We start from the raw sequence: 14668 nt of genomic DNA, 5'->3' as shown, positions 1-14668 counted from the left end.
TCCCTGGCTAATAGAATGGATAAGCCATCGAATTAGTAAAATTTCAAATAGAAAAACCTCCGGTTATACCGGAGGACACTTACTTAAATTAATCGATTTCAGAATGGCCATGTTCAAAATTAATCTAAATCCTTTCCATCTGATTCAATACATTTTTTGTACCAGTAGAATGAATCTTTCTTCACTCGGTGAAGATCCCCTTCACCTGCGTCATTCATATCTACATAGATGAAGCCATATCGCTTATCCATTTGACCAGTGGTAAACGAGACTAAATCAATAGGTGCCCAGGAGGTATAGCCAAAAATATCAATTCCTTCCTCCCGGGCCTTCATCAGGCTCTTGATGTGGCTTCTGTGATAATCAATTCGATAAGTATCATGGATTTTTCCATCAGCATCAATTTTATCATGGGCCCCTAATCCATTTTCTACGTCAAATAATGGAATCTGATAACGGTCATAGATGAAATGCAGGAAATATTCATAACCCGTTGGATCAATTTGCCAGCCCCAGTCACTTGCTTTTAAGTAGGGATTTACAATTGAATGCTGTACACCCGCACCGCCTAATGCATCCCCTTCATCTTTATGTGTGGTGAACACATTAGACATATAATAGGAGTAAGCAAGGAAATCTGATTTACCTTCTGATAAATTCTTCTTGTCTTGCTCACTTATAGTTAAACTGACCCCATTCTCCTTCCAAATGCGTGAGGCATATGAAGGATAATATCCTCTGACCATTGTGTCTGCACAATACCCAAATAAATTCTGGAATATCTTGTAATTGGCAATTACATCTTCGGGATCACAAGTATAAGGATATGAGCAGTATCCAGCAATCATACATCCTACTTTGATATTCGGATCTATTTCATGGGCGACAATTGTTGCTCTGGCAGATGCAACCATTTGATTATGTAGTTCTGTATAAGCAACTTGTTTCCCTTCTTTCACATCGAAGTGTAGAAGGATATTAATTTCATTAAATGTTAACCATTTATTTACAAGGCCTTTGTATTCAGTAAAGCAAACTCTCGCAAACTCGACAAACTGATTGATCATCTCCCTGTTTGTCCAGTCTTTATACGTTTTCTCTAAATAAACAGGCTCGTCATATTTGTATAATGTAATAACTGGGTCCATGCCATACTTACGACATTCTTTAAAGAGATTGCGATAGAACTCCACACCGGATTTATTCACTCCTCCCTCAACGCCCTTGGGGAAAATTCTCGCCCAGGAAACGGTAGTATTAAAGGTTGTAAATCCCATCTCGGCTAATAATGCAATATCTTCTTTATATCTGTGATAGAAATCGATACCAGTATGATTTGTATATCTGATGTCATCAAATAATTGATACTTAGCGCCTTCTGGCAAATGATCAAACTGCCTCATTTTTCCCCGGGATCCATCTTTATTAAGATAATGGATGTAACGTCTGTCGTTTGTTGACCCTGGATCACCAAAATCGACTTGTACCGGGCTTTTACCATCTTCATCCCAGGCACCTTCACACTGAGCAGCTGATAAAGAGCCACCCCACAAAAACTTTTCTGATAAACTCATTTCTTTCTCCTGCAGGCAGGCAACATCAGAATAGAAACAGCATGTTACCTGAAGGGGGTTTAATAGTGCACCAACATTACCTGTGACTGCCACTCAACGTGAAGCAGATCAAAACCTCAGATATTCTCTGCAGCTTCTGCTGTTGCCTGACCCGATAAATTAACCTGTTCGCGCAGAACGGTCATCGCCTGTGAGTAAGACATATCTTTGCGGAATAACCCCGCGGTGCCTAAAATAAACATGTCGACATCAGTGCCCAGCGTTCTGACCACTTCAGGCGAGATAGCCCCATCAATAGCAATCTGAGTTCTGCTCTGATGTTGCTCTAGCATTGCTTTCAACCGCCGAATTTTGCTCACCGAAGCAGCAATAAAAGGCTGGCCGGCAAACCCCGGGTTAACGGACATAATCATCACCACATCCACTACATCCAGCACTTCTTCAAGCATGTTCAGCGACGTTCCGGGGTTGATCGCAACACCCGCTTTAATCCCTTTGCTGCGAATATTAGTCAATGTACGGTGCAAATGAATCGGTGCTTCGGCGTGAACATAGATGATGCTACAGCCCAGTTCAGCAAAGCGATCGATATAAGGATCCGGATTTGTCACCATCAAATGAACGTCGTAAGGGATTGTCGCCAGTTTTGATACGGCTTTAATATCTTCCGGACCAAGAGCAAAATTGGGTGCAAAATGACCATCCATGACATCGATATGGAACAAAGCTGCGCCAGCTGATTCAAGATTTGCCAGTTCCTCGCCAAGGCGAGAGAAGTCGACACACATTAGCGACGGGCAAAATTTAGGGCTCATTGCTGCTCCTTTTCAACTTCAGCGATCATTTCTAGACGAGTCTGATGGCGCTCACCTTCAAAGCTTGCACCCAGCCAGGCATCGACGATCATTTTTGCCAGCTCAGCGCCAATCACGCGGGATCCGAAAGCAAGTACATTGGTATTGTTGTGAGAACGGGATAATTTTGCAGAGTAGGGCTCACTACACACCACCGCCCGGATCCCATTGACCTTGTTGGCGGTAATTGAGATACCAATGCCTGAGCCGCAAATTAAAATTCCCAGGTCGGCTTCGCCAGAAACGACGGCTTCAGCAACGGCTTTACCGTAGAGGGGATAGTCGGTACGTGTGTCGCTGTGTGCGCCTTTATCAATAACAGTAATGCCGCGTTGTTTCAGATGTTCTGTAATGGCAGGCTTTAAAATAATTCCGACGTGATCACAGCCAATTGCAATTTTCATATCATTTCTCTCACTTTAAAAAAGGATTATCAGGAGACATTCTCCACATTGATTTATGCGGTACCGCCGAGACAGTCTTCGAGGCTGGACTTAATCAGAGTTACGTATGGCCCATAAATGACCTGAACACCTTTACCTTTACGTACCACTCCTTTGGCACCAGATGATTTCAGTAGCGAGTCATCAACAAGGCTTTCATCCAGCACAGTGATACGCAAGCGGGTTGCACAACAGTCCAGGTCGGAAATATTGTCAGCACCGCCAAGCCCGGAGATAATTAAGGCCGACACGTCATCGCGAGATTGACTCTTTTCGCTCTCACCACTGTTCTGTTTTCTCGCATCAAGATCTTTACGGGTATAAAGCTTGGTTTCGTCCGTATCGTCTTCCCGGCCAGGTGTTTTGAAATTAAAGCGGTTGATACAGAAACGGAAACTGAAGTAATAAACAGGAAACAAGGGGATCCCAATTAAAATCGCATTTATCCAGTGCGTTTTTGCATTGCCCTGCATCACACCAAACAACACGAAATCAATCAGACTGCCGGAAAATGTTTGCCCTACGCCCACGTTAAAAATATGGCAGAGCATGAAAGAAATACCCGCTAGGACACAGTGAATCCCATAGAGCAGCGGTGCAGCAAACAGGAAAGAGAACTCAATAGGTTCAGTGATGCCCGTAAGTACGGCAGTGAGCGTAGCCGACAGCAACAGACCCAGAACCAGTTTACGTTTCTCTGGCCGCGCGGTGTGGTAAATAGCCAGTGCAGCGCCAGGGATGCCAAACAGGAAAAATGGAAATTTACCGGCCATAAATCGGGTCGCTTCAACAGAAAACTGCTGGGTGTCCGGGCTGGCCAGCTCGGCAAAGAAAATATTCGTTGCGCCGGATACCGCCACTCCATTTATCAGTTGCGTTCCTCCCAGACCGGTTTGCAGGAAGGGCATCGCAAAAACATGGTGCAGGCCGAAAGGGATCAGCGCACGCTCTGTAAAACCATAAATGAAGGTTCCTGCATAGCCCGCGTTATTGACCAGGTCGCCTAAGTGCAGAATGGCATTCTGTACAGCAGGCCAGATGAAGAACATCAGGATACCTACGCCGGTAAAGACGATGGCTGAAATGATGGGGATAAATCGTGTTCCGCCAAAAAATGCGAACGTCGTAGGCAGTTCGATACGATAATAACGGTTATGGAGTGCCGCAACGCCTAACCCGGCAATCACCCCACCGAAGACACCCATTTGCAGGGAGTTGATGCCGAGCGTCATCCCCAGAGCCCCATCAGGAAGAGCGCCAGGCGCCAGCAGCCCGTGAATATCGAGCATCGCACTGATGGTGGAGTGCATAATCAGAAATCCGATAGCACCCGAAATTGCGGCCACTTCTTTTTCTTTTTTAGCCATTCCCAGCGCGACACCAATAGCAAAGATGAGCGGTAAATTGGCAAACACCACGCTGCCGGCACTTTTCATTACAGTCAGCAAGGTGTGAAGTACTGTTCCATCCCCCAGAAGAGACTGGATTCCATAGGAATCAATGGTGGTCTGGTTGGTAAATGACGCGCCAAATCCCAGCAGCAATCCTGCTACAGGCAGTAGTGCTATAGGTAGCATGAACGAGCGCCCTGTGCGTTGAAGAATTCCGAATATCGTTGTTTTCATAATGTTTTCGACCATGTCAGGGGACAATGAGAAATTTAAAGTGAACAACTAATCGAAGTTTTGCATGTCCGCTCCCTGCATCAACTTCACGAAATAAATTATTACCGTGAAGTTTTTGTTTGGTCAATCTGATGTTTGAGTGAAAATCACAATACATCACAAAAATGTGAAGTTGCTAGCATTCTTGATGTGTCGAGGGGGAAGGGTATTGCGGTAATCAGCCGAGTCTTAGATGGGTAATCTGAATTGCTATTATGAATTATTCACGGTTAGGGATCATGATGTGAAAATTTTTAGCTGTGTGCTGAACGTGTGCGGGATAGTGTGCTACTCTATGAGTACTTTTTCCGACACAGAAACGATAGATATCTTATAAAATGACAGATAATCACTTTGCAGTTCAGGACGCAGACAGCCCGCTGGCAATTGGTGCACGGATAAAAATGTCCCTGTCACAGTTGAACCCGACTGAACGCAAAATTGTTGAGTGGCTTATCGCTAAAGGAAACATTTCGGAGAAAACAAGCCTGCGTGAAGTTGCTTGTGCGCTGAATGTCTCTGAACCTCTGCTCGTGAAGGTTGCAAAAAAGATTGGGTTCTCGGGTTTTAGAGAGTTACGCAGCTCTCTTATTAGCTATTTTGATTCGCTGCCGTTTGAAAAGGAGGAGGAGGTCACTGAGCATGACAGCCTTGATACTGTTCTGGATAAAGTTTTTTCAAGCAGCATTCAGGCACTGAAAGAAGCGCGTTCGGTAGCAGAGTCCAGAACAATCGGTAATGCCGCAAAGCTGATATTTAGCGCCAGAAGGGTCATCATTTTTGGCGTCGGTGGATCCGCGTCGGTAGGCGAGGATTTCGAACATAAGCTTCTGCGTCTCGGCATAATCAGTCATTCCTACAGTGATTTTCACTTAATGCTAATGGCTGCAAGCCAGCTCAATGAACATGACGTGGTAATTGCGATTTCGCAGACTGGTGTTACCCAGGAAATACTCAATGCAGTAAATACGGCCCGGGCTCATAAAGCGAAAATAATCTGCATTACCAACAATGATGGTTCCCCACTTTCTCAATGCTCAGACATGTCAATTTTCAGTCCGGCAATGAGCGGTCCTCTGCTTGGACAAAATGCCGTAGCGCGTATAGTCCAGTTAAATCTTCTTGATAGCCTGTTTATCGCCATCCTCCTGGTGGATTATCAGGGTAACAAAGAAAAGTTAGCTAATGGAATAAATATTGTTGGCCCGTTGCATGGTCGCAAAGGCTTTCTAGAATAGCGCAAAGCAGAAGTAGCACTTATGATCAACAGTGGTTTGCATCAACCAGCATCAGGCCTAAGTTTCGGACGAGCTCTGCAAGAGCTTTTCATCGTTGCCATGAGCACGGTCTAAATAAGAACATGTTACGGCCGCCTGAGCTTTACCGCCCGTAAGGCAGCATCAATAGTTGAATCGTCACCACCTCAGTAGCAGTCTTTTTGTGTTGGCAGCACCTGCCAGCTAACCTCAACCAGCAGAAAAAGCAGGCTTAGTGTCGGACAATTTCCAGACCCCTCATTGAAGTCATCCATACAGATGCTGGCGTGTTTTGCATGTTAAATGGCGCCATTCGCATATCCTCAGGTTGAAGCAGGCAGATATACTGTTGGTATGTTGGGCATCACCGTTGATGCTTGCGATTTCAACCCGAACAGGTAAACCTCATGAAAACCAATGTGTATTTCAAAAGTAATGGTTTGAACATCGCCGCGCATCTGTACACGCCAGAGAGTCTTAACACAGAAAAATATCCGGCAATTATCGTCGGGCATCCCGGTAGTGGTGTGAAAGAGCAGACGTCAGGGTTGTATGCGGCGCGCCTGGCACAGGCAGGATTTGTCACATTAGCGTTTGATGCCGCATATCAGGGAGAGAGTGAGGGCGAGCCGCGCGGCCTCGAAGAGCCTGCTCAGCGTGTTGAAGACTTTAAAGCCGCCGTGTCGTTTCTCAGCACAATAGAATGTGTGGCGATCGATCGTATTGGCGCATTGGGGATTTGCGCCTCCGGTGGCTATGTCGTGACCGCCGCCGTAGGCGATCACCGCATTAAAGCGACCGCGACGGTGAGCGGCGTTGATTTGGGGAGTATTTACCGTGAAGGGCCAGATGGAAAGCAGGATCCTGCTGTTTTTCAGAGTATGCTCGACGCGGCGGCGGCGGCACGAACTGCCGAGGCACAGGGTGAAGCCGTACAGTATTTTCCGCTGTTTCCCCGCTCGAAAGAAGAAGCGGCCCAATCTGGAGTATTTATGTCCGAAGGGTATGATTACTATTGCACGCCTCGTGCGCAGCACCCACGTTCAGCTAAAGAGTTGACCTGGAGTAGTGTGGATCGCATCGCAAGTTTTGATGGTTTCCAGTTCGCTCATTTACTCGCGTCACGCCCATTGCTGGTCATTATCGGACAAAACGCGATCACAACCGCAAACAGTTCACGCGCCTTCGACAATGCACAGGAACCTAAAGAGATATTTTGGGTAGAAGGTGCCAGCCATCAAGATCTGTACGATAGAGAACCTTTTATATCGACCGCGGCTACGCGATTGACTGATTTCTTCTCATCCTGTTTATGAAGCGAAATGAGAATAGGATATTGAAACGCATTGGAAGTCGTCATGACAGATAGTCTTCTTGAAAGCATCAGTGCCCTCATTCCAGACAGGATCAAATTGCCTGATGTTGTCTGGAAAAGCATCGCTCAACAAGGCCTCACACAGATAGATATCCTGCATAAGGCAAATATCAATCCTGTGGAAATTGTTCGCAAAGGGTATTATTCCACGGCAGAATTTTTTGCCCTGTGGAATTCGGTGCAGCACCTTGCTGGCGAACCTACAGTTGGGTTGCGTATTGCGCAAGGCATTGAGGGAACGGCGATGCCACCTTCATTCATGGTGGCTTATCATGCTTGTGATTTTTACGATGCCCTGCAACGTATTTCGCGCTTTAAGCGGCTCTGCTCGCCCGAAACGGTGAAGATAGATGCGTTCGACGACTATTGTGACGTTTACGTCAACTGGGCATATGCAAACAGCATGAGAACGCCGCCTGCACTGGTAGACATCACCCTGGCTTCTTTTCTGGAACTGGGCCGTAAAGGCACCCATCAACCACTGAGTGCACTCCGGGTAGAGTTGATCCGTCCAGCAGACAAGGCACTAAAAATAGCCTTCGAGGATTATTTTGGCTGTCCGGTACATTTTGGCGCGGGGCGGGATTGCCTGCGTCTCCATCGAGACACGCTCCACACGACATTTGTGGCTTACAATGCTGAGCTGCTGAACATTTTGCTTCCGGCATTGGATAATCAGCTTGAGCAACAAAGACAGGAAACGAGTCTAAAAGAGAAAGTTTGTTGCTTGATAAAGCACCGGCTTACGCTGGGGCGGCCCGATATCCGAACGATTGCCACCGAATTAGCCATGAGTGAGCGCTCTTTGCAACGTAAGCTGGCAGGGCTTGGAATGACATTTCAGGGTTTGCTCAATGAAACCCGACATTCTCTGGCGCTCAATTACTTAACCGACCCGAAACTAACCCTGACCGAAATAGCCTTCATGTTGGGTTATGAAGATCAAAACTCCTATTTCCGTGCTTTTCATCACTGGGAAAATTTAACGCCTAGCGAGTGGCGATCACGGCAGTTTAATCCATAAGTCCATCACGGTGAGCCGAAAAAGATTCACCATTTGTCAGGTTTTAGTCCGGATCGATACCACGATCTTTACGAGCCAGCAGGATACGTTCGCAGGCCACGATATACGCGGCGGTGCGTGGGGAACTGGATTTCTCTGCCGCTTTTTCCCTGACGTGAACCATCGTGTCGGCATGACCTTGATGGTATCGCAGGTAGTCAGCGGGAATACATTCAGTGGCTGCTTGCGAGTTGTTCAGAGCAACAGAATAGCGACAACGCCATACTGACGCAGGAAGCCATCGATCTCCCGGCAACAAAATTACGTACGCCATTGCAGGTACAGCAATATATAACTCTCGCTCTGGAAGTCGGTTATCTCACCGGAGTGCGCCCTATTACCGAAGAACTGGTTGACAGCGTATTGTCTCGAAAACTCGATGATCTGGAACCCATGCTCACTCGTCATGATTACCGCCTGAAGTGTATGGTTGAACAGTTTGATGCCAAACCTGCGGAAATCTGGGAACTGTTCAATCACCAGTTAGATACGACGCGTAATGCGGAATTACGGGATCAAATTCTGGCTGCCAGCTTACTGATTTAACCTTTATTTCTTAATACCATCAGCCATTCTGAATGGAGGCTGATGGCGCATTTTTCATTTTCGGCTAATTGAATGGGATTACGTCCGCCGAACTAATCATAAGCTGGGCTCAGGGATGTGCCGTTCGTTACGCTCTGTGGATAGTGGTCTGAACAAAAAACAGGCTTAGTGTAGGATATTTTACTTTTCCAAGCGGACCCCATTACGACTCTTCCTATACAGATAGGGGATTAACAAGGTAGAGCTAGTCATCTTGTGATCGCTTTTTGAGCAGGATGAGCGACGTTTATTTCTAATAAAAACTTAATTAATAAAAACGTTGCGTGTATAAAAACTAATTATTTCTAATATATTATTTAAATTTAATAAAAAAATAATATTAGGGTGTTTTTTTGCCTGAGCATGAAAAAAACATTTCTTTCCCCGAAAGGAGAATATATAAATGTATTTCTAGAATTGAATACACAAAAACACCACTCATCAAAGCTTCTAATGTTTATGTAAGGATTAAAAATGTATAAAGGAGAAAAAACAGTAACGATTTTTCTGAAGGATAAAAATTTTTTCTTTGTACATGGTGTAAAATGCATATTAACAGAGTTCTTGTCGAAAGAAGGTATGCATGTAGTTTTTGAGGACACTCTAGACAACATTAAAAAATGTCAAGTGGCAATTATAGGAATGTCATTCTTCCTTAATTACAAGCTTGGAATGGTGAGTGATTATAATCTGCCCACTATCTTTTGGATGGAAACAGCAGATGAGAAAAGCATAGGGTATGTAAGGGGGTATACTCTAAGTTTTCAGGTGCCGGTTAACGATTTTTTAAGTCAAGTTAAGAATATAAATGCCAATAAAAACCCTGGCTCAAAAAAAGAGTTAAAGACAAAAGAAAACTTACTCAAATTGAAAGCAAAGTTATGCGTTATTATGTGGAAGGTGTAAACAATAAAGTATCTGCTGAGAAACTAGGTATCAACGGTAAAACACTAAGCCGATATAAAAGGAATGCGATGGTAAAGTTGAATATTAATAATAATAGAGATTTTTTTCGTTGGCTTCCTAAGTCATATGACTACGGAAATAATGGAGATTGTTTTATATAAGTATTAATACGAATCATTTTCAACAAAAAGCTTTTTTCATGTGTATAGTGTAAACATTGTGTTTATTTATGATTCGTTTATAGTCCGTGATGGATTATTCATTATTATGTGTACTATTGCATTAAAAATATCATATCTTACTATAGTCGAGTTGCATGAAGATGAAATTCATTATTGATAAAAAGCTAGTATTAAATACTGATGAAAATGTCATTTATCATTTTGAAGATAATGAAAAAGCATTATACATCAGTGCAATAGCGACTCGTCTCTTTACCGAGATTTTAATTAATCCTTCTGGTGTCACCCGGGTTTACCTGCTGGAAAAAGTATGGTCAGAGCATGGATTAACACCTTCTAGTAACAACCTTAATAATCATATAAGCATGTTAAGAAAGGCCGTCTTTAATGTTACAGGGGATAGGGATTACATTACAACCTTGCCGAAGAAGGGATTTATATTTAACAGAAAGTACGTCATTGAGTTAGCAAACCCCGATGAAATAAAGAGTAAATCTTCAGTTGGAGTTGCTGCAACCGAAAAAAAGACATACTCAAGAGTCTTAGTCATGTTGCCTTACGCAATGACCTTGATGCTTGCCTGTTTGTTTATGCTATCTTCTGATAAAACCCATTATGATCTTATTGGTGAATCTGTTTTTTTTAAGTATAAGCGGTGTGATTTAAAACCATTAAAAGACATTTCTTTCAATAAAAAAAGTGAAGCTATTAGTATGGTTGAAAATGCTATAAACAAAAACAATATTAATTGTGACACTGATAATTATGACATTTACTTTTATCTAAAAAATAAAAGTGAGAATACCACGGAAATTATAGATAATTATAACATATTCTACTTTTGCAAAAGAGAAAGCAATGGTGATTACTCATATTGTCGTAATGTAAAGTCTGTCTAGGATTAATAATCTCCAACAATAGCTTTCAGATCGAATGGAGATAAATTTTCTATGACCAAGGAAATAAAATGACTCAGGAAGTGTATAAAAACGACCACGCCACGCCTTTTTTCAGCCGATCATTAACTATTCAACAGGTGAGATTATTGCTTACGAAGTGCTTGCAAGATGGCTGAACGAAGATAAATGGCACAGCCCGCCAAAAGATTTCAATTTACAAAATAATCCTAATAGCGAAATGCAGCATCTTTCTAACATGATGGAAAAAGTAAAAGACAATATCACGTTGCACCCCCAGATTTTCAATGACATACACTATCTCAGTTTCAATCTTAATGCTAATAATACAGATTCGAGAGTGTTAGCTTTATGCCTGGATCTCATGGCATCCGGATATAAAGGAAAAATAGTGCTTGAGATAAATGAATCTCAAAAAATATCGAAAAATGCGGCGCTATCACGTTTATTTAGTGAGTTAAACGCAGTGGGTGTAATGCTGGCTTTAGATGATTTTGGCCACGGTTATTTATCCTTTTCAGCCTTGATAGAATTTAATGTGAGCATTATTAAATTAGACAAGTCACTCACGTCTAACGTACTGGATTGCAAAGGGAAAACGATCATCACTCACATCAATAAGATGGCAAAACAGCTGGGGCTGACCCTAATTGCCGAAGGTGTCGAGACATATGAGGTCGCAGAAGCACTCAGCGCTATCAACATTTCTCATATGCAAGGTTTCTTCTTCGCTAGAGCCGGTCAGTTTTGAGGGCGAGTTGACCGTCAACGTATCCCCTACTTCCGGCATTTAAGTAATGCGTGAATGCCTCATATAAATCCATCAATCTCTCCTTATAAGTCAAATTTTTGCTTTTTTAAGGTGGTTATTGAGTACACAGTTGCGCAGACGTGGCGGTTCCCTGACAGAATGTTCATCAAAACAGAGTATTTGTCGTAATTATGGCGCTCCAGAGGTGACTAGCAATATAAAACTTCGATTTTTATAAAGTAATAGTTATGGGATTTACGCCGGAATCCCACATTTTTTTCGGCGGCTAAAACTATACCGAGGTTTTAAATTCCGCTTGTGTAACAAATTCACAAATTTAACTGATGATAACAGGTTCAGACCTGAGCATTGCGCTTACTTGATTTCCCATTGCCGAAATGAACGAAAATTTGTTCGCTTCGGCCCAGTAATTCAGTGGTTGGTAGTAAACATCTTCCAGTCAAGCCCAAAATAATTTACGAGTGTTGATCTGAGTAAGCTGTATCGAATCATAAAAACCATCGTGCGTACTGAGCGCATTGAAATATACACGTATTGCTGAGTCTGTATCAGAGGTTATCCATTCAGTTAATTCGGCAGCAGTACTTTTTGCGTACGCAAAAAAATTGATCAAAAAACAATTTCCCATTTGGTTGAACTGCTCCGGTAATGCGGAGGCTAAACTCTTTGAGCAAGAGGTACACAGGATGACTAAAAATACGCGTTTTTCCCTGAAGTTCGTTAGTGGGCCGTGCGCATGGTGCTGGATAGTCAGAACGAATACGACTCACAGTAGGCGGCCCTCAGCTCCATTGCCCGAAGATTAGCTGCACCCCGAAGACCTTACGCATCTGGATTCGCCAGCATGAGCGAAATGCCCGTGACGTTGAGGGTGGTCTACCGCCGAACGCCAGCGTCTGAGGGATCTGGCGGCCAGAGCTCCCTACTAAAATACTCTTCAGGAAAATTGGGGCGATTCACCCCTAATTATTGGGAATGTCGCGCTTGTCCATCACCGTGGCCGGTTCGTCAAAGCAAAAAATTATGCTCTTCTGTGAGTCATTCTGCGCTGCAAGTTTTTTATCCTGCGTTTTTTTGCTGATATCGGTACATCAACTAAATGGATTTCATTTGTTTGCCGGAGGCGGCGATCTGCGGCCCGTTGATTGATACGTGTAGCGACGTCAACGCTCACAGATCGACCTCATCCGGGAGATTTCAGCGTTAATTCAACTTAATCAAGCTGAGACTGGTCAATGGTTATGGTTGCCAGCTTTACTGCCAGTAGGTTGCTTTTTTGCTGTTTATTTCAGTATTTGTCGTACATAGGGCGCTACCGAACCAGCAACCTTCTGACAGAATGCTCATCAAAACTGAGCGTTTACGAGGCCATGTTTCGCTCGAGATATAGAACGATATAAAATATCGTTATATATAAATAAATAGTCATTTACTTTGGTTGTGAAAAATAAACGTATGATAATACTAACCTGATATCAGATAACGTGCTGAGTTAAGTTTTTTTAGAATTGCCCCCCATTTTGTTAATCTAAAATAATTAATCAGTATTTTTTTATTTATTTATTTAAGTTTATGATGATAAAAAATGGTGTTTAAAATTGGTGATGAATAAGTAAAAAAATTGACCTTTCATTTTTTTAAATAAAGTTAAATAGCGGTAACGCTCGTTGAAGATGAATCGCCGTTTTAGACGGATATTTAATTTATACATAAATATGGAAATTATCGTGAATAAAAAACTGCTTGTATTAACATTATGCACAGGTACATTCTTATCTAATATTTCTTATGCTATTGATGGTACTGTAAATTTTACCGGGAATATTATAGCTACGACTTGTTCAGTGGATCCAGCCGAACAAAACCAAACTAAATTACTAGGTAACTATGATGCCAGTAGTTTCAAAAATACCGGGGATGTAGCCGGCAGCGTGGCTTTTAGCATCCACTTAATGGATTGTGATACTTCCATTACTCAGGCTGGGGTTCGCTTTGATGGCGCACGTGCCAACGGTAATAATGATATTCTGGCCGTTACCGGTGGTGCTGCCGGTATTGGTGTTGCTCTGTATGAAAAGGATTCATCGACTTTTCTTCCTTTAAGTAAGACATCTACTCCTATTACTATTTCAAACTCTGTTGGGGAGTTGAGTTTCGTTGCTAAATATATGGCAACAAATACAACTGTCACTCCTGGTCAGGCAAACGCTGTTACCCAGTTTAGTATTGATTACAATTAATTTTCACACTCTGCTCTGGTTACCAGAGCAGAGTATATCATTACTTTTTTGTATCTTCTATTACCGTTATCCGAATGTATTATATCTATATAGGAGCTTTATGCATTTTATAAATTTCATTATTTTTTGCATGCTGACAATTATTAGTGGGGCAACTTATGCAGGCGTTATTGTCGGTGCTACACGTGTCATCTATGACGGTAATAAAAAAGAAGTTTCTTTGTCAGTAAGAAACCCGGAAAAAAACACTAATTACCTTATTCAAAGTTGGTTGGACAATTATTCTGACACTGATAACAAAAAGGTACCTTTTACTGTCACTCCACCATTGTTTCTATTGAATAGCAATCGGGAGAATTTATTACGCATTATTAAAATCGCAGATAATTCGCCCACGGATCGTGAATCTGTTTATTGGTTGAGTGTTAAATCAGTGGCTGCTGTACCCAATACTACGGCTAATCGTTTACAGATTGCTGTTCGTACCCGTATTAAACTTTTTTACCGCCCAGAAAATCTGACAGGTAAACCAGAGGAAGCTTATAAGTTTTTGCAGTTTTCGCAGAGTGGCTCTCAATTAAAAGTGACAAATCCCACGCCATATCATGTGTCGTTCTTCAATCTGAGCGTTGGTGGATACTCGATCAAAGAACCAGGAATGGTAGCTCCAATGGGTTCCCAAATATTATCCTTGCCTTTAGGGGTAAAAGGCGCAGTGGAGTGGCAAGCAATTAATGATTATGGCGGGCATAGTGATATATACCGTCAATAAATATTATCTTTTAATTTTATGGACTGCCATTATACAGGATGTATTATGTATTTTGTTTTTTCTCG

General features: G+C 42.7%; 13 protein-coding genes and 2 pseudogenes. 11 read left to right on the top strand and 4 right to left on the bottom strand.

The genetic code is table 11. From position 1 onward, the window contains the following. Window positions 1-119 precede the first annotated feature (119 nt). The 4 genes from ACQ86O_RS05060 to ACQ86O_RS05045 all read right to left on the bottom strand — a co-directional run bounded on the left by ACQ86O_RS05060 (window position 120) and on the right by ACQ86O_RS05045 (window position 4496). Entirely contained in the window at window positions 120-1574 is a 1455-nt protein-coding gene (locus ACQ86O_RS05060; protein WP_431224370.1) for a family 1 glycosylhydrolase, read from the bottom strand. A gap of 116 nt (window positions 1575-1690) precedes the next feature. Beyond that, entirely contained in the window at window positions 1691-2389 is a 699-nt protein-coding gene (gene rpe, locus ACQ86O_RS05055) for a ribulose-phosphate 3-epimerase (RefSeq protein ID WP_431224369.1), read from the bottom strand. After that, window positions 2386-2832 (bottom strand): ribose 5-phosphate isomerase B, encoded by a 447-nt coding sequence (gene rpiB, locus ACQ86O_RS05050; protein ID WP_431224368.1) that lies wholly within the window; start codon window positions 2830-2832, stop codon window positions 2386-2388. The genes rpe and rpiB overlap by 4 nt, the downstream gene beginning before the upstream one ends. A 53-nt stretch (window positions 2833-2885) precedes the next feature. Then, window positions 2886-4496, bottom strand: a complete 1611-nt coding sequence (locus tag ACQ86O_RS05045; protein WP_431224367.1) for a PTS transporter subunit EIIC — start codon at window positions 4494-4496, stop codon at window positions 2886-2888. A gap of 377 nt (window positions 4497-4873) precedes the next feature. On the opposite strand from ACQ86O_RS05045, the gene ACQ86O_RS05040 reads away from it, so the two are divergent. The 11 genes and pseudogenes from ACQ86O_RS05040 to ACQ86O_RS04990 all read left to right on the top strand — a co-directional run bounded on the left by ACQ86O_RS05040 (window position 4874) and on the right by ACQ86O_RS04990 (window position 14603). Beyond that, a complete protein-coding gene (locus ACQ86O_RS05040) occupies window positions 4874-5773 on the top strand; it encodes an SIS domain-containing protein (RefSeq protein ID WP_431224366.1) in 900 nt (299 codons plus the stop codon). A gap of 425 nt (window positions 5774-6198) precedes the next feature. Next, complete coding sequence (locus ACQ86O_RS05035) at window positions 6199-7107, top strand: alpha/beta hydrolase (protein ID WP_431224365.1); 909 nt, start codon at window positions 6199-6201, stop codon at window positions 7105-7107. A 42-nt stretch (window positions 7108-7149) separates the two neighbouring features. Next, complete coding sequence (locus ACQ86O_RS05030; protein WP_431224364.1) at window positions 7150-8190, top strand: helix-turn-helix domain-containing protein; 1041 nt, start codon at window positions 7150-7152, stop codon at window positions 8188-8190. A gap of 177 nt (window positions 8191-8367) precedes the next feature. Next, window positions 8368-8775: pseudogene (locus tag ACQ86O_RS05025) on the top strand (ExeA family protein); the annotation flags it as partial. A 513-nt stretch (window positions 8776-9288) separates the two neighbouring features. Further along, complete coding sequence (locus ACQ86O_RS05020) at window positions 9289-9720, top strand: hypothetical protein (RefSeq protein ID WP_431224363.1); 432 nt, start codon at window positions 9289-9291, stop codon at window positions 9718-9720. Then, entirely contained in the window at window positions 9696-9881 is a 186-nt protein-coding gene (locus ACQ86O_RS05015) for a LuxR C-terminal-related transcriptional regulator (protein ID WP_431224362.1), read from the top strand. The genes ACQ86O_RS05020 and ACQ86O_RS05015 overlap by 25 nt, the downstream gene beginning before the upstream one ends. Window positions 9882-10042: 161 nt before the next feature. Further along, window positions 10043-10801 (top strand): winged helix-turn-helix domain-containing protein, encoded by a 759-nt coding sequence (locus ACQ86O_RS05010; RefSeq protein WP_431224361.1) that lies wholly within the window; start codon window positions 10043-10045, stop codon window positions 10799-10801. A gap of 118 nt (window positions 10802-10919) precedes the next feature. Next, on the top strand, window positions 10920-11570 hold the full coding sequence (locus tag ACQ86O_RS05005; RefSeq protein WP_431225652.1) for an EAL domain-containing protein: 651 nt from the start codon (window positions 10920-10922) through the stop codon (window positions 11568-11570). Window positions 11571-12277: 707 nt separating this feature from the next. Then, window positions 12278-12499 (top strand): annotated as a pseudogene (locus ACQ86O_RS05000) (IS3 family transposase); the annotation flags it as partial. 819 nt (window positions 12500-13318) lie between these two features. Then, window positions 13319-13831 (top strand): fimbrial protein, encoded by a 513-nt coding sequence (locus tag ACQ86O_RS04995; protein WP_431224360.1) that lies wholly within the window; start codon window positions 13319-13321, stop codon window positions 13829-13831. Between the two features lie 100 nt (window positions 13832-13931). Next, window positions 13932-14603, top strand: coding sequence for a fimbrial biogenesis chaperone (locus tag ACQ86O_RS04990; protein WP_431224359.1), 672 nt, complete (start codon window positions 13932-13934; stop codon window positions 14601-14603). The last annotated feature ends 65 nt before the right edge of the window (window positions 14604-14668 follow it).

The sequence above is a fragment of the Serratia sp. L9 genome (genome assembly GCF_050632285.1).
GTDB lineage: Bacteria > Pseudomonadota > Gammaproteobacteria > Enterobacterales > Enterobacteriaceae > Chania.
The sequence above is the reverse complement of the archived record's forward strand: the minus strand, read 5'-3'. Positions and strand labels throughout refer to the sequence as shown.

What these genes read in the sequence shown, in the direction of transcription:
- ACQ86O_RS05035 (WP_431224365.1), top strand. Translation starts at nt 6,199, where the DNA reads ATGAAAACCAATGTGTATTTCAAAAGTAATGGTTTGAACATCGCCGCG.
- ACQ86O_RS04990 (WP_431224359.1), top strand. Translation starts at nt 13,932, where the DNA reads ATGCATTTTATAAATTTCATTATTTTTTGCATGCTGACAATTATTAGT.
- rpiB (WP_431224368.1), bottom strand. Translation starts at nt 2,832, where the DNA reads ATGAAAATTGCAATTGGCTGTGATCACGTCGGAATTATTTTAAAGCCT.
- ACQ86O_RS05010 (WP_431224361.1), top strand. Translation starts at nt 10,043, where the DNA reads ATGAAATTCATTATTGATAAAAAGCTAGTATTAAATACTGATGAAAAT.
- ACQ86O_RS05045 (WP_431224367.1), bottom strand. Translation starts at nt 4,496, where the DNA reads ATGAAAACAACGATATTCGGAATTCTTCAACGCACAGGGCGCTCGTTC.
- ACQ86O_RS05040 (WP_431224366.1), top strand. Translation starts at nt 4,874, where the DNA reads ATGACAGATAATCACTTTGCAGTTCAGGACGCAGACAGCCCGCTGGCA.
- ACQ86O_RS05020 (WP_431224363.1), top strand. Translation starts at nt 9,289, where the DNA reads ATGTATAAAGGAGAAAAAACAGTAACGATTTTTCTGAAGGATAAAAAT.
- ACQ86O_RS05015 (WP_431224362.1), top strand. Translation starts at nt 9,696, where the DNA reads ATGCGTTATTATGTGGAAGGTGTAAACAATAAAGTATCTGCTGAGAAA.
- ACQ86O_RS05060 (WP_431224370.1), bottom strand. Translation starts at nt 1,574, where the DNA reads ATGAGTTTATCAGAAAAGTTTTTGTGGGGTGGCTCTTTATCAGCTGCT.
- ACQ86O_RS05030 (WP_431224364.1), top strand. Translation starts at nt 7,150, where the DNA reads ATGACAGATAGTCTTCTTGAAAGCATCAGTGCCCTCATTCCAGACAGG.
- rpe (WP_431224369.1), bottom strand. Translation starts at nt 2,389, where the DNA reads ATGAGCCCTAAATTTTGCCCGTCGCTAATGTGTGTCGACTTCTCTCGC.